The organism is Roseburia hominis A2-183, from assembly GCF_000225345.1.
GTDB lineage: Bacteria > Bacillota > Clostridia > Lachnospirales > Lachnospiraceae > Roseburia > Roseburia hominis.
The window spans coordinates 1617673-1641643 of sequence record NC_015977.1 but is presented as its reverse complement, the minus strand read 5'-3'; the positions used below and the strand labels follow the sequence as shown (position 1 = coordinate 1641643).

Sequence of the window (23971 nt, the reverse complement as noted above, 5' to 3'; positions counted from 1 at the left end):
CCGTCTCTTTACTGGATGCCAAGCTTCTCTTTGGCGCTGTTCATATATGCCGTCTTCTTCTCCATGACATCCGTATAGCCCAGCTCATCCCGCTTCTCAATAAATTCTTCAAAAAGGGTGTCAAACTCCTCCTCCGATGGTGCCATAAGAAGCGCCGGAAGCGTCTGGCTCCAGAGCTTTGTAATCTTGTCCTCCTCCGATGCCTCCTTGGAGCCGGAGTCAAATACCACATCATACTGACCGTTGTATACGACATATTTTCTTCCCCATTCCTCCAGCTGTGCCGTTGCAGGCGATGGTTCCTGTTTCCACTGAAGCTGCATCACATTGTCCTGCAGCATCCAGTAGGCATCGTCCGCCCCGTATTCCCTGTCGTAAGCTGCGCGGTCCGTGTCCAGAATCTGCTTGATGTTATCGCGGAGTACCGGCTTTCCGTCCTTTATATCGTAAGTCACACCCTCGACGCCCAGATAGGTGAGAAGCTGCCCGTGCTCGCTCATCAGATAATCCAGAAACGCAATCGCGCGCTCCGGGTGTTTGCAGTTCTTGGAAATCAGCGTCACCGTCCACCCGTTGATCGTGGTTGTCGGGCGCAGCGGATCGTCCCCATTTGCATTTCTCGGACCTTCCACCGCCATATAAATGCTGTCCGGATCATTGGCATATAAAATTTTCTGCTGTGTCAGCATATCCGAATATTGATACAGCATGCAGAAGTAGCGGCCCTGCGCCACTTTTTCCTCCATCTGTGTCCGGGTGTCCACAAAAATATCATTCGCAAGATAACCTTCCTCTCCCAGCTGTCTGAATACTTTCAGCCAGCGAAAATATTCCGGATCGGTATAGCGGTCATAGTAGACGCCGTCTTTCTCCCACGGAATGGCAAGAAAATTCATCAGGTATTTGTCAAAGGAGACATTTCCCTCGTTGTCGAACACGTGCGCACCGATCGGGATCAGAGGCTCCCCGTCTACTTCCGGAAACATCTCCGCTGCCTTCTTTACCGCTGCGCAAAAGCCTTCCGGTGTTGTCATATCCGGGCTTCCGATCGCCTCGTAGATATCCTTGCGCACCAGAAAGGTCTGATTGCTGCTTAAATCCTCGCACTGCTCTACATCCTGCGGCGTGATGGAGGAGTTCGGGTAGGCGTAAATATTGCCGTCGTCCGTGGTATACCAGTTCACGGCCACCGGGTCCGAGACCTCCCAGAAATACGGATCATAGCTGTCCGCAAGCTCATTGAGCGCATAGACCATGCCGTTTTCTGTCATCTCGCTCACCTGCGGTTCCCACCATCCGAGCGTGATTAAATCCGGCAGCGAGTCGGACGCAATCAGGGCGTTCAGTTTCTCGGATTCATTTCCGAGCGGCGTGATAAAATGAATATCCACGCCCGTCTCCTCCGTGATCGTCTGCGACACCAGGTTCTCGCCCCACGGCGTCGAAAACCAGGAGTAGTTGATATACCAGTCCAGCGTCACCGGATCGTCTGCGTACGTCTGCCATGCCGGAAGATCCCCGTCCGGCTGCACTTGTCCGGCTGCTTCCGTTTCCGGCACATTTCCGGAAGCGCCGGTCATAACATTCCCGCAGGCACCGCACAGCGCCGCTGTTATAAGAGAAAAAAGCGTCACACACGCCCATTGTTTTTTATATTTGCCACCCATTCCAATCCCCCGTTTTTCTCCGTAAAATCAAAGATTTTCCTGTCTCTATCATATAATATTTTCCGGCATATTTCCAGCAGGAAAAGCCGTTTTCCCATCTCCCCTGTACTAGCGTAAAGCACGCAAAGAAGCACTTTCCGTTTCCGGAAAGTGCCTCTTTTTAAGAGGAGAACTATGAAAATAAAGTTTTGAAACCTGCTGGCAGTTTATTCTTTGACGCTGCCCGCCGAAATACTGCTGATAATGTATTTCGAGCAGAAACAGAACACAATCAGGATCGGTATGACAGAGATTGCCACCGCCAGATAAATAGCGCCCTGATTTCTCTGAATGTCCGTCGATGCTTTTAACGTCGCCATCATGACCGGCAATGTAAACTTCTCATTTTTGTTTAAGATAATCATCGGAAGCAGATAATTGTTCCAGTTTCCGATAAATGCCATGATCGCCATCGTCGCAATACCAGGAGACATGATCGGAAGCGCAATCCTGTGGAAGGAATATAATTCGCTTGCACCGTCGATTCTGGCTGCCTCCACCAGTGCCGGCGGCATCACCGATAAAATGTACTGTCTTAAGAAAAACACCGTTCCGGGTGCCGCAACCGCCGGCACAATCAGCGGGATATAGGAATTTACCAGTTTTAATTTGGTACATAAATTGTAAAAACCGATCAGGCTGAGCTGTCCCGGAATCATCATAAACACAAGGATCGCCGTAAAGATCAGCTTGTTGCCGCGGAATCGATACATTGCCAGTCCATATGCCGTCATCGCCGAGAAATACGCCGTCAGCAGTGTGGCAGGAACTGCAACCAGTAAGCTGTTTGCCATTCCGCGGAACAGATTAAAGAAACTAAATACGGTCTCCCAGTTTTCTTTCAGATGCGTGCTCGGTATCAGCGTAAAGAAATGTGTAATCTCCACACCGTCCCTGGTCGCGTTGACCATCATCAGAAGAAACGGGAACAGGCACGCCGCCGCAAGCAGGACAAGCAGAATATAAATAACGCTCTTTTTTATCTTATCACCCGTCGTCATAACTAATCCTCCTTGTTGACTAATTTTAACTGCAGCACAGATACAATCAGAATGATTAAGAACAATGCATATGCAATGGCAGATGCATATCCGGTCTGTGTTGTGCCTGTCGAGAAACCAAATTTATACAGATACATTACCACGGTCTCAATTGAGTTGTAGGATGCCGCCGTCTTCTCCGACATAAGGAACGGCAGGTCAAACATCTGCAGTCCTCCGATCAAGGAAGTGATTGCCACGTAAAGCATGATCGGCTTTAACAGCGGCAGCGTGATTTTTCCAAATGTCGTCCAGCGCCCTGCCCCGTCAATCGCTGCGGCTTCAAAGTAATCTTTGTTGATTCCCTGCACGCCTGCCATCAGCATAATGAAGGAGTTGCCAAACCACATCCATGCACTGATGACTGCGATGACGCTTCCTGCGGTGCCGGAATTTCCAAGCCAGTCTACCGGCGCCTTGTTCACTCCGAAGAACTGATAGACGGAATTTAAGATCTGGTTAAACGTACCGTATCTCCAGTCTAACAGTGTCTTAAAGAGAAAAGCGACAGAGGTGGCTGCGATCAGGTTCGGCAGATAATACAGTGCCCGAAACACCGGCAGCCCCTTAAATTTATATTTAATATCACTGAACACAACGGTCAGCAAAAATGCGAGTCCTAACTGTAGTACGATATTAACGCCCCAGATCCTGATTGTATTCCAGAGCGCTCTCCAGAAAAACTTATCGGTAAATACGCGTGTATAATTTTTCAGACCGACAAAATGGTACGGCATTCCTGCCAGCTTGCTGTCGGTAAAGCTTAAAACGAGTGTGCGGAATACCGGGTACACACTGAAAATCAGGAAAACGATCACAAAGGGAGCCACGAAAAAGTAGCCTGCCCGGTTATACTTTGTGAGGTTTGATGTCTTTTTTTTCGGATTTGTTTTTGCCATAGGAAATCCCCTCTATCTCATTTTGTATTCCCCCTCCGGCACCGCCACAACATCCTTTGGGGACATTGTGGCTGCCGTCCGGGAGGATACCAAGTTACCCTGCTCTTATCTGTTTACTGTGATATCAGGATATGTAGATTCAATCGTGTCATAGAAATCATTCACTGCCTCTTCCTTGGTCATCTGTCCTGTCTTGACCGCAGAGATCGCATTGCCCCATGCATCACCGATTGCCTGATCGTAACGGGTTACCTTGGAGGTATCAATCTCCTTCGCCTGCTCTAACCAGAACTGGTACAGTTTCTCACCGCCGTAGATTGCATTTTCATCATCTTTGTGCTTCTCAAGCGCGGATTTCAGAGAAACGGTATCGCCCTGGGAGAAATCGATCCACCAGTCTGCGGTGTCTTCATTTAATGTACAGAATTTTACAAACTCCCATGCGGTATCTTTGCGGTTGGACTGGGAGGAAATACCGATATAGGTACCACCGTCAAATCCGGAGGAAGGTCCCTTGCAGACGCCCCACAAACCGGAGGTGTCGCCGACATTATCTCTCATGGTAAGTACGCCCCAGGACGGCAGTCCGAACGCGAAGACCGTCGTGGTGTCCATGCCCTTGGTTGCCTCTGCAAACTCTGTTGCATCCCATACGTTGACAGAATCATCCGCGTAATTCTGGATATCTGCGGTTAAGATCGGAACCTCTCCCGCCATTGCCTGATACCACGGCGTGGACCACTGGTTGGCATATGCGGTGAGATCCTTCTGATACAGATCCACACAAAGATCCATGTAATCAAATCTTGCCTGGTCTACATTTAAGACACCGTCAACCACCCATGCGGAATCACCGGAAAATACGCCCATCTCTGCGTCTGAGGAGAAAATACGGTATCCCGCGTCCTTCAACTTCTGCGCGGTATCCAGAATAGTCGGGTAATCCTTAAATAATTTGCCGACCTCATCCGGATCATCCGTTCCGAATACTTCCTTGGCAATATCTCTTCTGTAATAGATACCTGCCGGGGTGATCTGATAGGAAATGGCTCTCTGGATGCCCTCGGAATCCTGTCCGACTTTCCATACATAATCAACGATCTGATCTGCATAGTCCTGTGCGTTGTACGGTGCCTGATTCAGATCCTCAAAAAATCCTGCGTCGTAAAAATCCTCCAGCATCTTCGGCTCGCCTACGATAATATCCGGTTCGCTCTCGCCGCCCAAAAGCGCTGTCTGCACCTTGGTCGGATAGTTTGCAGGCTCAATGACAACCGTGTCAACGGCAACTCCGGTCTGCTCTTCAAAGCGCTCACCAAAGTCGATCAGGTCATTTGAGAGTGTCCATACCACCAGCTTATCATCGCCGGAAGCGGACGTGCCTGCACCCTCCGTAGATTCTGCGGTACTTCCCCCACCAGAAGCTGCATCTGTGCTTGTTTCTCCCGAATCGCCGCATGCGGTCATTGATAATGCCATAATGCCAACGAGCATGACGGATACTGCTTTTTTCCAATTCATAAAAATATCCTCCTTTTATTTCAACATCTCTGTTGTTTTGATACTTGCATTATAGATGCTTTCATTTCCTCAAAAAATGATCCAAATTTTAAAAAGGTATCATTTTTTTAGTCCACGGCAACCTCCATTTTTCTGACCCTTCCGGCGCGGATATCCTCCGCCAGTTTTCCGGAGACTTTCTCCCCCTCAACGGTCGCCTGACTGCCATTTTCATAGAAAAACACCATATGGCGGATCCGGTAGGTTCCCGGCACATAATCCCTGTGCCCGCCAAATTCATAGCACACGGTCGTCTTGCTCATAAACGCAGCGGAAAGTCTGCCATCCTCCGGAATCAGATACGCCGGAATGGCCGGTGCAAGCGAAAAGACCAGTTCCTCCTGCTCCGTCCGGAAAGGATGTGCGCCGAACATCATCTCTTTCCACATGCTGATAAATTCGATCGTTGATCCGCTGAGTCTTGCCACGAATCCTCTTCCGCGGCAGGACGGATTCGGATTCCTGCTGCTGGCTATAAACGAGGAATTTTCGTAAATGCTTCTTCCGTAAATCTCCGGGTTCTGGAACGGTATCGCAGCCTTCTTGAAATCCGCGAAAAATTCTTCATAGAGACCGCTGCGCAGAAGTTCAAGAAGATATTTATATTCCATATGAAGCCAGATGGATTCGTTTTCGAGCCAGCCCGGGGTAAATGCACGCGCACGCCCAAGTTCAAAAGAGGAATCCGCAAGGGAAGCATTCACCTTGTACATGGACAGTTCCCCGTCGTAGAGATCGCTCTCTTTGACCGCTTCGTACAGGGCACGCTTCTCGCCCTGCTCCACAGGCAGCTTCAGATAGCGCACCGGTCCCTCCAGAAAATACGGCATATTTTGGGGAACAAATTTTAACGGGCGGATGCCGCCGTCCTTTAACTTTTCATACTCCGGCACCTCGTAAGTAAAATACGTCGGGCAGATCTCCCCGGAGATCCGGCGCGCCTTTTTGATTCCGCAGGTAACAATCTCCAAGAATCCTTCCAGAATCGCCGCAAGCTGCTCCGTGTGATAGACCATCTTCTTACCGGATACGCCCTGATAGGTCTTGTCGCGGTAAATCTCCTTCGCGTCATTGATCCGGTTCCAGAAGGACAACAGTTCCTCGTCCCGCATGATATTGTCGTGCTCCAGCCGCGTGATCAGATTCAGTTCATCCAGGAAACATCCCAGTTCCTCTATGAGTGCGACTTCTCCCGGATATTGCTTTAAGGCCTCTATGGTGTAGGAGAGCATGCGCGCCAGCTCGTAGGTCTCCGCCATGGAAGAACCGAAAAGTCCCGGCATACCGTTTAGGGCGTCATACCATCCGGGCTTTCCGCCCTCCATCTCGATTCCCATTCCGTAAGCATCCAGCGTGGCAAATTTCACAGCACCGAGCAGTATCAATTTCTCCATCAGCGTCATGGTCAGCACATCCCCGCTGCCGTATTCGGTTCTCACCAGTTTTTCCCCCAAGTCCGCCCGCCTGGACGCCTCGTTTAACGCCCGGTACTGCCTTAAGCCATTCTCCGTCTCCACATAGCGGCGGAACCTGCGGTTCACATTGATTCTGGACAAAAAGGTGGTATAGACCTCCTCATAGAGCATTTCCTTCTCCTGCTCCGGGAACACGGAAAGGTAATCCAGAATCAGATCGAGATTGTAGGTCCAGTGATCGCTCCAGTAGCCTTCCCCGAACGATCCGTTCACCATCTCCTCCGCAAAATCAATGACCCGGATAAATAACGTCTCATCCCAGGTATCGCCGAATACCTCCCCGAACTTCCGGCAGAGTGCTCCAGGCGTAAACGGCTTTGTCACGAAGTCAATCAGCGCGCTTCTTTGCTCCTCCTTCACGTCTGTCAACAGCTTCTTTGCCCGCTCCTTTGAAAGGCGGTAGGTCAGTTTCTCGACGCCAAGCGGATTGTACCCGTCCAGCTGGATCAGACTGTAGAATTCCTGTATATTCTTTCTGCCGACGAACGGTGCAAAAAAGGTGTCGCAGCGGCGGTTCTGATTGACATCGCGGAAGTTCCCGTTTCCCTGCGAATAGAATTCCGGCAGCATGGAAAAGTAATTGTAATCCCGCTCCAGATCACCGTGTTTTCTGGAATAGACATAAAAGATCTTATTGTTCCCCAGCTGCATCGGATAACCGCCGCGCAGCACATTGTCCATATAAGTGTACCTGCAGTAGGCATCGAACGCCGCGGAAGCTGTCCTGGTGCAGATACCGTCTGTCAGCGCCTCTGCAAGTTCATCAGCTTCTCTTTTTTTCGCCTCAAAATAGGCGGCATCTTTCTTTTCCGCAAAATATTCCTTTAAAAGCTGCTTGTTCTCCACCTGTCCGATCAGTTCATATAAGGTGACGCTTCCGCCCGGGGCAAGGGTGCGCGTGATGCCGTAAAAGCTGCACGGCAGCAGGTTCTGCGTCATCTGTTCTTCCAGAAGAAGTTCCTTTAACGGGCGTTCTTCAAAACCGACCGGTCTTTTCAGCGACAGATCATAGGAAAAAACCAAAGACGGATCCACGATCGGTTGCAACCGTCTGCCATCCGCTTCGCAGCATGCCGAGAAATTGCCGCCGTCGATCCTGCGCACCGCCGCGGTGTCATCCATGCTTGCCCGCACGCGGTAGTACGGCAGACCCTCGTTTAAATCCTCGACCTGCATCCACGCTTTCGCGGTCTGCCCCATATTTTTCATGCTGTCCATGGACACGCCGTACGGAATCACCGCCGGCATGCCGTCAAGCAGTTCCAGCTCGATGGGCTCCCCGGACTGATTGGTGACACTCACCACGCGCACAAGCGCGCCGACATTTTCTCCGGGCAGTGTATAGTACACCACTTTTGTGTCCATTCCACTTGACCGGTTCTGCTCCTCGATTGCAAGACCATTCATGTGAATCTGCATCCGTTGCGTGATGTTCTCATCCGAAAACGGTTCAAAAACCGTACCGTTCTTCTTTAAAAATGTGCGGAACCCTGTGGTCTTTACATTCTGATATGCCTGATGCGCCGGATAAAATTCCATGATCGCATGATCTTTATTGTCCACGCCGAAACTCACCACACACTGTCCGCGATTCACATAGTAGCACCAGATCGGGATTCCCCGTATTCCTGCAATTCCCGGCAGAAAACTCGCAAATGTGGATTTTTTCCCATAATCATTCATTACAAACGTCTCATTTTTCCCTGTCATCTCATTCTCCTTTACACCAGTTCCACCAAAATTTCATGCGTGACATCAAAATCCAGCTGCTTTAACCGCTCCCTGTCGATGCAGACACTGCGCGTCTCTTTCTCTCCCCCGGAATAATCCCACAATTCCCCGTCAATCCGGATCGTTCCCGGGCGGTAAGCGCCGTACTCCTTGTGCTCTTTGTTCTCGTAGACCAGATGCAGCGACTGTCCCGCAAACGAAAAGAAAAGCTCCGCTCTTTCATCCAGATCAAACTGTTGCCGCTCCAGCTTCGGTTCCAACATCAGATTGCCGGCACATCCCTTCGCGCCGAACATTTCCGTAATCACGGTAAGCATGTACCAGCTTGCCGCCCCCGTCAGATAATGGTACATTCCCTTTCCGCGGCTGTTAAAATACTCCGGGATTCCCGGATAAATCCGGCTGGTTTCAAAATGGACAGACTGACGGTAAAGCGCATCCAATGCCCGGTGCCCTTCCTTTACAAATCCCCGCTTATAGAGGGCGTTTGCAAACATCACCGCCATGTGTGAAAAGACCGCACCGTTTTCCTTTTCCCCGTAAGCGAACCCGAACATTCTTCCCAGATCCATTTTCACTTCACCGAAATCCGTATTTAACCGGTAACCGCCCATCGCGTCGCAGTACAGATATTTGTCTGCGCTGCGGACAATCTCTGCCACCTGTTCATCCGTCGCGGTCTGTGCCATAACGGCAAACACCTGACTGGTCAGCATCATGCGCACGCCCTGCGCAAAGACACCCTCCACGCACCTGCCATGATTGTCATAGTATCCGTTAAACCAGCCGTTTCCCTCCTCATCGGTCACCCACTCTGTGGCACGGATATGTCCGGTCAGAAAGGCTGCTTTCTTCTGCAGGCTGCGGACAAGCTCTGTAATCGAAACCTCTGTCTTCTGCCCGCTTACTTCATGGATGCATGCATCGGTATAGCGCGTTAAGAGTTCCTGCTTTTTTTGAACCGATGCATACAGGGTGTCGTCATCCGCAAGCAGCACGAAAAGATCCCGATTTAACGGCACAGACTCCTTCCCGGTTTTCTCTGCGTAGAGTGCAAGCAGCTCCGCGAGTTCCCGGAGATTGCCTGCATAGGCGTTGGTAAATGCAACGCTCTCCCCGCGCTCGCCCGCCATATCCAGCGCATCGTTCCAGTCCGCGCCGCGAAGGCGGATATGTCCGTGTTCGCCCACCTCGTAGAAAGCCGTCAGATTCTGCAGCAGAAGATGCTCCAGCACGCTTCCGCGGTAGACATTTCCCGCGGCATCCCTCTGCCAGCAGCCGTCCTGCGCCTTCCATGCCGCATCCTTCTTTGTCCCGCGCCCTGCCTGCTGATCCTTAAAATATGGGATCTCTTCCTCCAGAACCGCAAGATCGCCGGTCTGGTCGATATAGAGCTTTGTCGTCACAAACGGCCAGACCCCGTGATCCATCCACACGCGCGTAATCTGATTGCGGTCGGCGATAAAGGTTCCCTCCTTGCTTCCGATAATGGTCGCATTGGTTCCGTCGATGCGGACACCCTGAAAATTATTGAGAAGCATCTCGCGCACACCGTCCGGATTCATCAAAAGAAGTGCCAGACAGTCCTGCCAGAGATCTCTCCAGCCTCTTCCTCCCTTTCCGTAATCATGGTGCGGCAAAAAGGAACAGCCATAGATCCGGCGCAGGATCGGCTGAAAGCTGACCCACTGCATATAGCGGTCAAACTGGCGGTCTTTCGTGTGGTAGGATACATTTACTTTCTGTTCCCAGTATGTTTTCATGCGCTCATACGCCGCCTTCGTCTGCGCCGCCGTGCGGTACGCTGCCGTCATGCTTAAAATCGTCTCCCCGGCATATTCCGTCTTTCGCACCGCCCCGATCATGATCGTGTATCCTGCGGTCTCGCCCGGTGCAAGAATCCTCTCCTTAAAATGGAGTCCGCCGACCGCCTCACATCCGGCATATGCACTGCCCGCCGGCACACCGGCAAGATTTTTGACAACCGCCTTTGGCCGCTCAAAATTACCTCCCTCGCCGATAAAATCCTGCACGGTCGGGTAAAAATCTTCCGGTGCCTCCCCCGTCTGGTCGTATCCGCACACAAAGTAGGTCATCTCGTTCGGGCGGTGCCCCCGCTCGTCAAAAGACATCGTCGGCGTCACAAGCACACCGTTCTCCACCGTGCGGATGCGGTGCAGCAGCGATGTCACATGCCGGTGATCCCTCAGATTGTCCGCGCTCCTGCCATAGACCGGTATGGCTGCGGTCGGCGTGAATCGTACCTGCATGTTGCCTGTATTGGTAATCTCCACATACATGATCTCCATCGGATCGTCCAGCGGAACAAACGACGTGATCTGTGCCGAAAGCTGATACTTCCTGGAGGTTCTCGTCACGGTCTGCCACATAAAACCGGCTGTCACTTCGTTTTCATCCGCAAGATCCGTAAATTTTTTTGCGATTTCTTCCGCCGAATTGCCCGTGGCGGACCAGCTTCCGTGCGTTCCGATATGGCACCAGAAATTTCTGGCATTCCGATTATTATGAAGATTCTCCACGCTCACCGGCTCCAGCAGAAACGTATTCTGATCCAGCTTGCAGTCCCCGCCAAGTGTCGGCGTCACCGCGCTTTTGATACCACACTCCCCTGCGACCGGGAAATACAGATCACTGTAATCTGCCGCCCCCGGCAGAGAAAAAACTCCCTTATCACTGATAAATTGATATGTATTCTGCATCCTGCAAGTTTCCTTTCATTTTTTTATTATTCTAAGGAAAAAAACAGGCACAAAAAAAGATACCTTTTTTTTGAAAGGTATCTTTTTTTTTAGAATCCCAGACCGTCCGGAAAAATCTCATGCAGCGGTCTTTTTATTTTTTTGCGGGTCACCTCGACCAGACCGAGTGCGGTCATATCGATAAGCTGCGCCGGAACCGGATCTTTTTGCAGTGCCGCCCGGAATGTCTTAAGCAGTTCCTCTTCCGCGGATTTTGATGTCAGATTTATAAAATCCACCAGAACCATTCCCGAGAGATTCCGCAGCCGCAGTTGTCTGGCAATCTCCTCTGCCGCTTCCTTGTTCACGCGCAGAAAGTTCTCCTGCATCTCCTTTTTTGCCACATTCTTTCCGGTGTTGACATCCACCACCGTCAGAGCCTCCGTCGGCTGAATGACCAGATAGGCACCGGATTTTAACCATACGCGCTCACTCAATGCATTTTTCAGCTCCGACCGGACACTGTAGAGTGCTCCAAGGGAGAGCGCCGGATCCTTGTAATAACGGATCCGGATTCCATCCGCCGTCATTACATCGTCCACCGGCACGGGCACGCTTCCTCCCGTCGTAAGCGCCTGCTTATGGATCCGGCAGGCACTGCAGATATCCTCGAACATTCCGCGGTCATCTGTCACAATCTCTTCCAGATCGTCCTTCCGCAGGTCTCTGATATGGCGCAGCCATCCCGCTTCCTCCCTGTATACAAGCGTGTAACAGTTCTTGTGTGCCGCCGCCTCCGCCATCGTCTCATAGCGCTCCGAAAGCACTTCCAGTTCAAGCAGAACCGTCTCATCGGAAGCCTCTGCGGCATTGGTGCGGAGAATCACGCCGTACTCCCCTGCCGTCTGCTCTACAAGCTTCACCAGACGCTCTCTGGCCTCCCCCTTTACCTTTGATGAGACGCTCTTCTTCCGGTTTCCGGAAGTTAAGACGGCATAGGTTCCCGCGATCGTCAGGTTTGTCGTCACCGCGGGATCTTTTGTCTTAAGCGCCTCGCGCGAGACCTGTACCAGAAGTTCATCGCCCGCCGCAAGCGCCTTTGTCTGCGACAGCTTTCTGGTAAAAACGGGATTCTTCACATCGGACAGCGGCAGATAGCACCGTATATCCGGCGCTATCTTGACAAACGCGGCATTTAGATTGGTGACAATGTTCTCGACTTTTCCGACATAGATATTGCCGAGCAGTGATGTCTCCCCCGCCGCCTCCGGCAATACCTCAATCATATGTTTTTTCTCATCATAAAGGGCAGAAATCAGATATTCCTGCCCTTTTATCTTCTCTCGCGTTATCATGTAACGGTTCATTCGATTACTTCTCCCATCGCGCCTAAGGACACAAAATCATCCCCGTCGGACGCATAGACATCCTTCCTGTGAATCTGAATCGCATTGGGATCATAGGTAAGTCCCATGTGTAAAAACAGCGCCTCAAGCACCAGCTCCGGCTTCAGATTATCCGTACTTCCGGTGGAAAGCTTCAGATAGAAGGACGGCACGCCGCCGCGGTCCGTCACCTGAAAGCCGTAGATGAGCGGTTTGATATCCAGCACGCGCTCGCTCTTTTTCGTCTGCTTGGTGATGAGAACCTCATCCGGTTTCTCAAAGAAATCGCGGATACCGTCAGCAAACGCCGAAACAGAAACCGGTGCCGCATACCCTTCCTTAAAATACAGATCATAATCTGCGGCGGCAACGATCGACATTGCCGTCTTTGCCTGATCCGGAAGTTTCACATAACCGGTGCACTCCACGCCCTCCACCATGACGCCGTTTAACGCCCGGAGGGATTCCTCCGTGGATGCACTCGTGTGCACTTCAATGTCCATATACTCGCCGTCGCTCGTAATGCCCACGCCGAGCGGCGCAGCAAACGACATGATCTGGTGCGGGGAAAATCCCTCCGAATAGCAGATGTCAATGTGTGCTCTGCGCATTGCCTTCTGGAAGTACCGCATCACATCGAGATGTCCGATAAACTTCATCACACCGTACTTGCGGAAACGGATTCTAATTTTCATAGCAGACACCTCCTCCGAACTTCTTCACACCGCAGCCCGAACAGCGCATCCGGCAGTTCGGCGTCACGGTCTCTTTCATGGCATTGTTCCACTCACGCTTTAAAAATTCCTTGGTCACGCCGGTATCGATAAAATCCCATGGGAAAATCTCGTCCATGGAACGCTCGCGCATCGTGTAAAAATCGGGATCAATGCCGCACTCCGCAAAGGCGTCCAGCCATCTCTGATAGTCAAAATATTCGGACCATGCATCAAAAATGCCACCCTTTTCATAAACCTTTAAGATAGCCTGTCCGATTTTCCGGTCGCCGCGCGCCAATACGCCCTCTAAGACCGTCACATCCGCCTCATGCCAGTTGTATTTAATGCTCTTTTTGTTTAACTGTTCCTTGACCGTGTCGTTGACCACTTTTGCACGTCCGATGTAATCCTCCGGCGGGTACATTCTTGCCCACTGGAACGGTGTAAACGGCTTCGGGACGAAAAAGGAGGTACTGATCGTGATCTGGCATCTGCCGTTCCGCTTCTCCTTGGGAACGGTGTCATAATAGCGTGCCGCCGTCTCATTGGCAAGCTCCGCGATCGCCCGCATATCCGCCTCTGTCTCGGTCGGAAGTCCCAGCATAAAGTAGAACTTGACCTTATTCCAGCCGCCCTCAAACGCCATCTGGGCGCCGTTTAAGATGACCTCCTCCGTCAGTCCCTTGTTGATGACGTCGCGCAGGCGCTGTGATCCCGCCTCCGGTGCGAATGTCAGGCTGCTCTTTTTGATGTCCTGCACCTTGCTCATGACATCCAGTGAAAACGCATCGATGCGGAGCGACGGAAGCGAAATATTCACCCTGCGCTCCCTGCACTCGTCGATCAGGAAATTGACAAGTTCCTCCAGAGAGCTGTAGTCCGATGAACTTAAGGAGCTGAGTGAGATCTCCTCATACCCGGTCGCCTCAATCATCTGTGTGGCAAGCGCCTTTAGGCGCTCAATATTTTTCTCGCGCACCGGACGGTACACCATTCCCGCCTGGCAGAAACGGCAGCCGCGGATACAGCCGCGCTGAATCTCAAGCACAACGCGATCCTGCGTGGCTTTGATAAACGGTACGACCGGCTTTTCCGGATAGACCGCATCCGTCATATCCATCACGAGCTGCTTGGTCACAGTCGCCGGGATTTCCTCATCCACCGGTGTAAACGACGCGATCGTTCCGTCTTCTTTATATTCCACCTGATACAGGGAAGGCACATAGATTCCCGGAATCTTTGCCGCCTCATGCAAAAACTCCCTGCGGCTTCTGCCCGCCCGCTTCATCTCCTGATAGAGATCTAACATGCGGTCATATACGACCTCCCCTTCTCCCATATAAAACAGATCGAAAAAGTCTGCAATTGGTTCCGGATTGTAGGTGCAGGGACCGCCGCCGATCACGATCGGAACGGTATCGTCACGGTCTGCGGCAAGCAGCGGAATCTGGCTTAAGTCAAGAATCTGGAGAATATTGGTATAACACATCTCATACTGGATGGTAATTCCAAGAAAATCCATATTCTTCACCGGCTCCTGTGATTCCAGGCAAAACAGCGGGATGTTCTCCTCCTTCATGATCTTGTGCAGATCCGGCCACGGGGAATACACGCGCTCACACCACACATCGTCTCTCTTATTAAACATATCATAGAGAATCTGGATGCCCAGATGGGACATACCGATCTCATATACATCCGGAAAGCACATGGCAAAACGAATCGATACCTCGTCTTTGTTTTTACAGACGCTGTTCAACTCGTTTCCAATGTAGCGCGCCGGCTTATCAATCTTCATCAGTATCTCATCGGATAACGCTAACTTTGTCATTTCTTTTATCCTTTCATTCTGTATGCAGAAGTTCTGCAAGCACTGCGTCGCACTCCTGCAAAATTGTATCATACCGATTATCTTCGATCATGTCAATCATTTTCGCCGGAGTGACGCCGCAAACCGTATTTCCACTGTCATCCCATGCAAAAAAGAACAAAAACAGCAGCAGTGCCACAAGAAAGCGGAGCTGTCCCCCCGCGCGCCCTCTCTGTGGCTCCTCTCTGTCAAAAGGCTCTCCCGCATCCGCTACCGTCTCAAAGGAACTGCGGACCTGTGAGACATACGCTCTCCGCCGTTCTACATAGTCTGTCATACTGCACCTCTCCTATCCCGCCTGTGCTCTAGGATACTATATGAGATTTTTGGGAAAAACATGTGCGCAGAACATCGATCAGTTTTGAAACCGCAAACGTCAAAAAACGGATGATGGTCTGATCCAAAATGACGGCTCCCACAAATGACAGTGCAAACGTGAGAAGTACGGCAAGCAGACAGCCTCCCACGATGCCGCCGGACAGGACATTGACGTGAAGCACCTGCTTGACGGCATAGTGGAGCACGCCCCAGTGAATCAGCAGAATCGAATAACTGTACTTCCCGATGACGCGCACAAAGGGGCTCTCTTTGCTGCCGCAGGGCACCAGCCGCTTTATGAGCACAAACACGGCGGCGGCATAAAACATCATCGTAGGCGCATTGTTGTAAATATAGTCGTCATACCAGCCATGGAACAGAATCACATAGCAGGTGATCAGATATGACACAAGACCCGCCGCAAGGAAAAAATTCTCTGCCCGCTTCCCCGCGCGGTTCGCGAGATAATAGCCAAGCAGAAACGCCCCCGCATACGAATTCACAATACCGGAGAGTACCGCAGGCGGCGTAACGCCAAACAGTGGCACATAGGTGACATACGCATTCAGAAGGAAGATCACAAGCATCACGCCGTTCATGACCGGATCGGGAATGTTCTGCACCAGATACCGCAAAAACGGGGTGAGCACATACAGCCAGATAATGACATAGACCAGCCACAGATGCGGCGCTTCCACCGGCGGTCCGATGAAGAACCGCTGCAGCATCAGTCCCCACTGCGACGGAGCGAGCCGTCCGATTCCCTCTTTGGCACAGACATACAGATTGTAATAGACCACGAGTGGGATGAAGACACGGATAAAACGGCGCGCAAAAAAATCCCTGCACCGCTCTCCTTTTACCGGCAGCAGCAATGCGCCGCTGATCATGACAAAGAACAGGTTGCAGGACAAAAACGTATAATTAAAGACTTCCAATACGCGAAAAAGCAGCGTCCCCGGCGCTGCTGTCGTCTTCGCGAGCGCGACGGTGTGGACACAGATCACAAACACCGTCGCAATCACGCGCAGAACATCCATATAAACCTTTCGCGGCGGCTTTACCGCTGGGAAAGTTCCTGTGTGATATCCTCCCATGTGACTCCTCTTTCTGCCATAAGCACCATCATGTGATACAGGAAATCCGAGATCTCGTATTTTACCTCTTCCGGATCCGGATTCTTTGCCGCAATCACAATCTCGGTCGCCTCCTCGCCGACTTTCTTTAAGATCTTATCGATTCCCTTGTCAAACAGGTAATTCGTGTAAGATCCCTCCTTCGGGTGTGCCTTGCGGTCGAGAATAATCTCATAGACATCCTCGAGTACCTTAAGCGGATTCTTCTCCACATATTCCTTCTTGACAATCTCGTTGAAAAAGCAGGTCGGATTGCCGGTATGGCACGCTGCTCCCACCTGGGATACCTTCGCGAGGATTGTGTCATAATCGCAGTCTGCCGTCAAAGACTTCACATACTGGATGTGGCCGGAGGTCATGCCTTTCGTCCAGAGTTCCTGACGGCTCCGGCTGAAATAGGTCATCTTACCGATATTGATTGTGGTATAAAAAGCTTCCTCGTTCATGTAGGCAAGCATTAACACCTCATCTGTACGGTAATCCTGCACGATCACGGGAACCATGCCTTCTGAATTCTTTTTCAGATCATCCCACTTTAACGCCGGGTCAAAATTGTCCATCTTGATGCCCGCGGAAGAAAGCTGTGACTTGATCTCCATGATGTTGGTATTCGGATCGTTTAAGAAACCGCCGGCAATTCCGCGCGTGTTGCTCCGCTTTAACACCTCAATGATCTTCTCGTAATCGCAGGTCTCAAAATAGACCACATACGGAACATCCGTAATATTCTCAATTGCATCCAGAACACCGGTGTTTAACACCAGAAGTTCATGGAAATTCTCATTCATCTTCGCCTGATGTTTGAACACGAAGTCCACATTCTCCACCGACACGAGGATCCGGTCTTTTCCGAAACGCTTGCTCGCCTCCTCGGCAAGCTCGATGCTGTTCGCCTTGGCGCCGTTGACAATGACCTGAAGGCATCCGGCATAGATAAACTTTTTGATGTCCTCGAGGCGGTTGATGTTGCCGCCCGCGCAGGTCTTGATCTCCACGTTACGGTTGATGTTCTTGATCGTGTGAATATTCTTCTCATGCTCCTCATCATCGTCAGAGAGATCAAAAATGATAATCTTGTCAATTCCGTTGTCATTGTAAAGCTTTGCCAGCTCGATGACGTCCGCCAGCGGGGTGTGATCCTCAATCCCCCGTACCGCCTGTCCGTTCTTTAAGTAAATCGTTGCAACGATATTTTTCTGTTCCATAAAAATATAATACCTTTCTATAAACTGCCCTTCGTAGACAAAATATCCGTAATCCGCGGATCATAAGATGTCGCCTCGTCGAGGGCTCGCGCAAATGCCTTAAACATCGCCTCAATCATGTGATGGTTATTGCCCGGCGTCAGCACCTTGATGTGCAGATTCATCCCTGCCGTGTAGGAGATCGCATAGAAGAACTCCTTCACCATCTCCGTGTCCATGTATCCGACTCTCTCTACGGTAAAATTACCGTCGAAGGACAGATACGGCCGTCCGGAGAGATCTACCGCGCATAAAACGAGTGTCTCGTCCATCGGCAGAATACAGCTTCCGTAACGCTTGATGCCCTTTTTGTCCCCGACCGCCTTTTTGATCGCATTGCCGAGCACAATTCCGGTATCTTCGATCGTGTGATGACAATCCACGATCAGATCGCCCTCCGCCTTGACCGACAGATCGAAAAAACCGTGTCTGGCAAAGCCCTCGAGCATGTGATCGAAAAAGCCGATCCCGGTATCGATCTCGCTTACTCCGCTCCCGTCCAGTTCCAGACTGAGCGTGATGTCTGTCTCCTTGGTCTTTCGCACATAATCTGCTGTTCTGCTCATACTGACTCCCGTTCCTTCCCAACACTTCAACTTTTATTATATTACGGTTTCCACGAAAAAGGAATTACTTTTGTTCAGAATTTTCCTCAAACCGGACACGGATTGAATTGGCGTGTGCCGTGAGTTTTTCGCACTCCGCGAACTGGATGATGTCCTTGTATACATTCTCAAGCGCCTCCCTGGAATAGGAAATGATGCTGGATTTCTTGATAAAATCATCCACGCCAAGCGCCGAGAAGAACTTCGCCGTACCGTTGGTCGGAAGCACATGATTCGGTCCCGCAAAGTAGTCGCCGAGCGGCTCGGAGGAATATTCGCCGATAAAGATTGCTCCGGCGTTGCGGATCTTCGTCATCACCTCAAACGGATTCTTCGTCACAAGTTCCAGGTGCTCGGACGCAATCTCATTGACCGTTGCAATCGCATCGTCCAGACTGTCGGCAACCAGAATGTATCCGTAATTCTCCAGCGATTTTGTGATGATCTCCTTTCTCGACAGCTTCTCCACAAAGCGGTCGATCTCAGCCGCCACCTGCCCGGCAAGCGTGCGGCTTGTGGTAATCAGAATAGCGGAAGCCATCTCGTCATGCTCCGCCTGCGACAGCAGGTCCGCCGCCACATAACGCGGATTCGCTGTCTCGTCCGCAAGGACAAGGATCTCGCTCGGCCCCGCGATGGAGTCGATGCTGACATAACCGAACACAGCCTTTTTTGCAAGTGCCACATAGATATTTCCTGGGCCTACAATCTTGTCCACCTTCGGGATGCTCTCGGTTCCGAACGCCATCGCAGCGATCGCCTGCGCGCCGCCCACCTTATAGATGGCGTCCACGCCCGCCTCCTTTGCCGCCACGAGTGTGGACGGATAGACTTTCCCGTCTGCTCCCGGCGGTGTCGTCATAATGATCTGCTCCACACCCGCCACTTTTGCCGGAATGACATTCATGAGCACCGACGACGGGTAGACGGCCTTGCCGCCCGGCACATACACGCCGACTCTCGCAAGCGGAGTCACCTTCTGTCCTAAGATAATGCCGGATTCCTGTGAATCAAACCAGGAATTCTGGCGCTGTCTGCTGTGATAGTCTCGGATATTGACAAGTGCCTTGCGGATCACGGAGAGGAGCTTTGGATCTACCTTCTCGTAGGCTTCCCTGATCTCCTCCTCCGTGACAAGGATATTTCCGGCATCAATGTCGGCACCGTCAAACTTTTTCGTGTAGGAAAAAACAGCCGCGTCGCGGTTGGCGCGCACCTCCTCGATGATGGCGTTCACACGCCCCTCGTACTCCCCGTAGGAGTTCGGGCTGCGCTTTAACAGATTCTCCAGTATATTCTGCTGTGTCTCTTTGGTTAACGTTAAGATTCTCATGCCAGATCCTTCCTTTCTATCTCTCTCTTTAAATCCGCGATCAGCTTCGTGATCCGTTCATTTTCCATCTTCATGCTGACCTGGTTGACCACCATCCGTGCAGACAGCGGACATACTTCCTCCAGAACCACCAGACCGTTCTCGCGCAGAGTCGAGCCGGTCTCCACAATATCGCAGATGACTTCCGAGAGCCCGACGATCGGCGCCAGCTCGATGGAACCGTTCAGCTTGATGATCTCCACCGTCTGATGCTTTTTATTGTAAAAATAGTCCTTGGCGATGTGCGGATACTTGGTTGCAACACGGATCAGTTCATGGTGCTTCAGCAACTCTTCCGCATCCTTCGGTCCGCAGATGCACATCCGGCATTTTCCAAACCCGAGATCCAAGACTTCGTAGATATTGCGTCCCTCCTCCAGTATGGTATCCTTCCCGACAATACCGATGTCCGCGGCGCCGTATTCTACATAAGTGGGCACATCCGGTCCCTTGGCAAGGAAAAAACGAAGCTTTAACTCCTCATTCACGAAAATCAGCTTTCTCGTGTCCTTATCCTTCATCTCCTCACAGGTAATGCCGATCTTCTCAAACAGTTCCAGTGTCTTTTTTGCAAGTCTGCCTTTGCCGAGCGCAAAAGTCAGATATCTCATATCCTCCATATTAAAACGTCTCTCCCTTCTCTGCCTTCTACGCGAAAAACTGCACGTTTGTCATCCGGCTGCGAGCTGCATAATCCTCGTAATCTTTCCTTTGCTTCGTCTCATCCCACAACATCAGCTCCACACAGCGTCCGACTGCACGCGCTGTCGCCGCTGCGGTAATCGCCTTCTGCCGTTTGGCAGATTTATAGACCATCAGCTCCACACAGCGTTCCACCGGAACATCAATTTTCTGTCTCTGCAGTGCAGCCATCAGCTGGTCAATCACAAACGCAAAGCCGATGGATGCTGAATCTTTTCCAAAACAGGTGAGGAGCCGGTCGTATCTGCCTCCCTTTACAATCGCCTCTCCGCTTCCGAACGTATATCCCGCAAATATGATACCGGTGTAATACTGGTAGTTGCTGATCGTTCCAAGTTCAAACGAAACATAACGGGAAACCTCATAGACTTCCAGTATTTTATGAAGTTCCTCCAGATCCCCGATCGCCTTTAAGATCCTGGGATAGGATGCTGCACATTCCCTTGCGGCAGAAAGTTCATCCGAACCCGTGTAGAGATTCCCGAGCATGCCAAAGAGATTCTTTAAGTTCTCCTCGAGGTTTAAAGTCTCCACGAACTCCTCCACACCGAAAAAGTTCTTGTTGGAAATGAGTTCGCGCAGTTCCTCCTCCTGCTCCTCCAAAAGCCCTGCTGCCTCCATCAGTCCCCGGAAGAAATCCGCATGTCCGATGCTAAGCTGGAACTCCTTAAGCCCCGCCGCCTTCAGGCAGGAAATCACCATGGAGATCATCTCCGCATCCGCATCCACTGATGGATCTCCCAAAAGCTCCGCGCCAAGCTGTGTACATTCCTTCAGTCGTCCCTGATAGCTGCTGTTATTGATGAAAGTATTCCCCATGTAGCACAGCCGGATCGGAAGTTCTTCCTCGCCAAAATACTTTGCGGCACAGCGTGCAATCGACGGCGTGATATCCGGTCTTAACACCAACGTGTTGCCTTCCCGGTCAAAAAACTTGTAGAGATCCTTCGACGGCGTGGTGCCGATCTCCCGTCCGAATATATCAAAAAACTCAAATGTCGGCGTCTGAATCGGATGATAACCGTGCAGACGTAATATATGATATAGCTGGTCCTGAAGAAGCATTTTCTTCTCACACTCATCATTATAAATATCCCGCACACCTTCCGGCGTATGCAATAACTGTCTTTTCATGATCGCCCTCATTTCCCTGATACTTTTATACTTTACCTTGCTACTATGGTAGCATGATAGCAAGTGAAACTCTGTTTATTATAGGAGATCTTAGAATAATTGTCAATCCCTGCGCAGCAAATCCTTCTGCAGTGCATCCAGATACGGAACCAAAACGCCACGCTGCCGCGGCAGGAAATACTCCGGGTCCAGTTCCTCATAGCGGAAACTCTTTCTTCCGCCCTCCTTTGCGCGCTTCCAGAACTCTAAGAGCATATCCAGGCGCAGATAGTAGAACTCATCCCGCTTCGTAAAACTGAGCAGGAAAAAAGATACCCCTCCCTGTTTTTCAAAGTTCTCCATGAACGCAACCTGATGTTCATGAATATTGGCAAGTGGAAAGGTATCCGTATTACATTCTTTTGCATCAAAACAGACCGGTATTCCCTGTACGGCACCGATATAGTCCACCGTGCTCTTCTGGTCAAAATACGCCAGCGTGATATGTCTGGTCTGTTTGTCGATATTGATCGGCGTGATCGGTGTGGGAATCTTCTGAATCAGCGCAAGACCGTTCTCCTGATAAATCTCATTGGTACGGTTGATAAACTCTTCCAGCGTTGATCCACGCAGTCCTCTTGAATTCCAAGTTGCCATATTGCCTCCAGATACTCTCTTGACACACCGGCAGTTAGCTGCCGTCATGCATCTTTCATCCTTTTCTTTTCTCTATTATATAGAATTCTCAGTAGGTACACAATAAAAATATCCCTTTGTCAAACCTCTCCAATTATGATATACTTGAACCCAGAGAGGGGTTTTACCCGAAGATCCTAGAATGAAGGTTAGCAATGGGAGGGATGCCAGATGGTCATGAATGAGTCAAACGAGAATTACCTGGAAACGATTCTGGTCTTAAATCATAGATTGGGCAACGTGCGCTCTGTCGACATCGCCAATGAGATGAACTTTAAGAAGCCAAGCGTCAGCGTGGCAATGAAGAATCTTCGTGAGAACGGTTATATTACCGTCAGCCCGGAAGGATACATCCATCTGACGGAAAGCGGACTTGAAGTCGCGGAAAAAATTTATGAGCGCCACACAATCTTATCCAACTGGCTGACGATGCTTGGGGTTGATCCGCGGGTTGCCGCAGAGGATGCGTGCAAGATCGAGCACGATGTCAGTGCGGAAAGCTTTGAAGCGATCAAGCGCCACATCAATTCCAGTGCAGGAAAGATTTGAGGCGGTCAGATGCCACATCCATTTCCGTACAGGAAAGATCTGAGGCGGTCAGACGCCACATCCATTTCCGTACAGGAAAGATTTCATCGAAAACGACAAAAATGGAAGTTCAGCTTAAGGTTGAACTTCCATTTTTTGTGCTGCAATTCTTTCTGCCACAACCTGTCTACCGGTTCTTACACCACTCTTCCACGCGCGCGAACTCTGCGCCGCAGGGCGCGATCACTTCTCTCCCGTCCGCAAAGACAATGCGGTATGCGTGAAGCATCTGTGATTTTACCTTACACTGTCTGCGGAACTGTTCGTTTGTGCCGGCGTCGCCGTACTTTACATCCCCGATGATCGGATGTCCGATGGACGCCAAATGCGCCCGGATCTGATGGGAACGTCCGGTGATCAGATGAACCTCCAGCCCGGTGTAACCGCCGCCCGTCCAGATGGGCCGGTACGCTGTCTCAATCGGCGCGGCATCCGCACTTTTGGGTTTTACCGTACTGACGGTAACTTTATTCTCACGTTCATCCTTAACGAGCCACCCCTTCAAGTAATCTTCTCTAAGGACTTCCCCTTTTACCACACACCGGTAATACTTCTGGATCGTCCGCTCCTTTAATGCCTTAGACATCTCCTGAAGTCCCTTTAAAGTCTTTCCCGCAATCAGAATACCGGAAGTATTCCGGTCCAGGCGGTTGCAGACTGACGGACGGAAGGTGCGCATCTCCTCCTCGGTCAGCGCTCCCTCCCTAAGCAGATAGCTTAAGATATATTCATTGGCGGAAACATCCTCGGGTCTCGCCTTCTGGGAGAGCATGCCGGACGGCTTGTTTATGATAAGAATATCCGCATCCTCATAAAGGACTTTAAGCTGCCTTAAAGTCTTTTCTGAACCACTGAAAGCTTCTGGCATCACCGTTTTTGACTTTGCCCGGAACTTCTCGTAGGTCTCGTCCGAGAGAAACAACTTCACCTCGTCCCCGCAGGAGAGCTTCTCCGTGCCGTCCGCCTTTTTGCCGTTTAAGGTAATGTTTTTCTTGCGCAGCATCTTGTAGACAAAACTGCCGGGAGCCTCTGCCAGAAGCTTTTTTAAATACTTGTCAAAACGCTGTCCCGCGTCGTTCTCGCCGATGTGCAATTCCTGCATAGTCTCTCTCCATT

The 23971-nt window shown here is 50.9% G+C and carries 19 protein-coding genes; 1 reads left to right on the top strand and 18 read right to left on the bottom strand.

Annotation, left to right across the window (positions count from 1 at the left end):
• Positions 1–8: 8 nt before the first annotated feature.
• The 17 genes from RHOM_RS07320 to RHOM_RS07240 all read right to left on the bottom strand — a co-directional run bounded on the left by RHOM_RS07320 (position 9) and on the right by RHOM_RS07240 (position 22228).
• Positions 9–1667 carry an extracellular solute-binding protein gene (locus RHOM_RS07320; protein WP_014079652.1) on the bottom strand — a complete coding sequence of 553 codons (1659 nt, stop codon included), beginning with the start codon at positions 1665–1667 and terminating at the stop codon, positions 9–11.
• Positions 1668–1873: 206 nt separating this feature from the next.
• Positions 1874–2707: a carbohydrate ABC transporter permease gene (locus RHOM_RS07315; RefSeq protein WP_014079651.1), complete on the bottom strand. Its 834-nt coding sequence runs from the start codon at positions 2705–2707 to the stop codon at positions 1874–1876.
• 2 nt (positions 2708–2709) lie between these two features.
• A complete protein-coding gene (locus RHOM_RS07310) occupies positions 2710–3645 on the bottom strand; it encodes a carbohydrate ABC transporter permease (RefSeq protein WP_014079650.1) in 936 nt (311 codons plus the stop codon).
• Positions 3646–3750: 105 nt separating this feature from the next.
• A complete protein-coding gene (locus RHOM_RS07305; protein ID WP_014079649.1) occupies positions 3751–5166 on the bottom strand; it encodes an ABC transporter substrate-binding protein in 1416 nt (471 codons plus the stop codon).
• 107 nt (positions 5167–5273) lie between these two features.
• Complete coding sequence (locus RHOM_RS07300; RefSeq protein ID WP_014079648.1) at positions 5274–8390, bottom strand: hypothetical protein; 3117 nt, start codon at positions 8388–8390, stop codon at positions 5274–5276.
• 11 nt (positions 8391–8401) lie between these two features.
• Positions 8402–11131: a GH36-type glycosyl hydrolase domain-containing protein gene (locus RHOM_RS07295; protein ID WP_014079647.1), complete on the bottom strand. Its 2730-nt coding sequence runs from the start codon at positions 11129–11131 to the stop codon at positions 8402–8404.
• An 89-nt stretch (positions 11132–11220) separates the two neighbouring features.
• Complete coding sequence (locus RHOM_RS07290) at positions 11221–12477, bottom strand: ribonuclease E/G (protein ID WP_014079646.1); 1257 nt, start codon at positions 12475–12477, stop codon at positions 11221–11223.
• Entirely contained in the window at positions 12474–13190 is a 717-nt protein-coding gene (locus RHOM_RS07285; RefSeq protein WP_014079645.1) for a TIGR03936 family radical SAM-associated protein, read from the bottom strand. The genes RHOM_RS07290 and RHOM_RS07285 overlap by 4 nt, the downstream gene beginning before the upstream one ends.
• Entirely contained in the window at positions 13180–15042 is a 1863-nt protein-coding gene (locus tag RHOM_RS07280; protein ID WP_014079644.1) for a TIGR03960 family B12-binding radical SAM protein, read from the bottom strand. Before RHOM_RS07280 ends, RHOM_RS07285 begins: the two co-directional genes overlap by 11 nt.
• Positions 15043–15055: 13 nt before the next feature.
• Entirely contained in the window at positions 15056–15358 is a 303-nt protein-coding gene (locus RHOM_RS07275) for a hypothetical protein (protein ID WP_014079643.1), read from the bottom strand.
• Between the two features lie 28 nt (positions 15359–15386).
• Positions 15387–16496 (bottom strand): acyltransferase, encoded by a 1110-nt coding sequence (locus RHOM_RS07270; protein ID WP_014079642.1) that lies wholly within the window; start codon positions 16494–16496, stop codon positions 15387–15389.
• Complete coding sequence (hisIE, locus tag RHOM_RS16925; RefSeq protein WP_014079641.1) at positions 16460–17740, bottom strand: bifunctional phosphoribosyl-AMP cyclohydrolase/phosphoribosyl-ATP diphosphatase HisIE; 1281 nt, start codon at positions 17738–17740, stop codon at positions 16460–16462. Before hisIE ends, RHOM_RS07270 begins: the two co-directional genes overlap by 37 nt.
• Before the next feature lie 17 nt (positions 17741–17757).
• The gene (gene hisB / locus RHOM_RS07260) at positions 17758–18345 is read right to left on the bottom strand and encodes an imidazoleglycerol-phosphate dehydratase HisB (RefSeq protein ID WP_014079640.1); all 588 of its coding nucleotides are present in this window, start codon (positions 18343–18345) and stop codon (positions 17758–17760) included.
• 64 nt (positions 18346–18409) lie between these two features.
• Positions 18410–19717 carry a histidinol dehydrogenase gene (gene hisD / locus RHOM_RS07255; RefSeq protein ID WP_014079639.1) on the bottom strand — a complete coding sequence of 436 codons (1308 nt, stop codon included), beginning with the start codon at positions 19715–19717 and terminating at the stop codon, positions 18410–18412.
• On the bottom strand, positions 19714–20376 hold the full coding sequence (hisG, locus tag RHOM_RS07250) for an ATP phosphoribosyltransferase (RefSeq protein ID WP_014079638.1): 663 nt from the start codon (positions 20374–20376) through the stop codon (positions 19714–19716). The genes hisD and hisG overlap by 4 nt, the downstream gene beginning before the upstream one ends.
• Before the next feature lie 28 nt (positions 20377–20404).
• Positions 20405–21592, bottom strand: coding sequence for an ATP phosphoribosyltransferase regulatory subunit (gene hisZ, locus RHOM_RS07245; protein WP_014079637.1), 1188 nt, complete (start codon positions 21590–21592; stop codon positions 20405–20407).
• A gap of 102 nt (positions 21593–21694) precedes the next feature.
• Positions 21695–22228 (bottom strand): Holliday junction resolvase RecU, encoded by a 534-nt coding sequence (locus RHOM_RS07240; protein ID WP_014079636.1) that lies wholly within the window; start codon positions 22226–22228, stop codon positions 21695–21697.
• Positions 22229–22438: 210 nt separating this feature from the next.
• Here RHOM_RS07240 and RHOM_RS07235 point away from each other — a divergent pair, with 210 nt between their 5' ends.
• Positions 22439–22816 (top strand): metal-dependent transcriptional regulator, encoded by a 378-nt coding sequence (locus RHOM_RS07235; RefSeq protein WP_014079635.1) that lies wholly within the window; start codon positions 22439–22441, stop codon positions 22814–22816.
• Positions 22817–22982: 166 nt separating this feature from the next.
• On the opposite strand, the gene RHOM_RS07230 is transcribed toward RHOM_RS07235, so the two are convergent.
• Entirely contained in the window at positions 22983–23957 is a 975-nt protein-coding gene (locus tag RHOM_RS07230; protein WP_014079634.1) for an RluA family pseudouridine synthase, read from the bottom strand.
• Between the last annotated feature and the right edge of the window lie 14 nt (positions 23958–23971).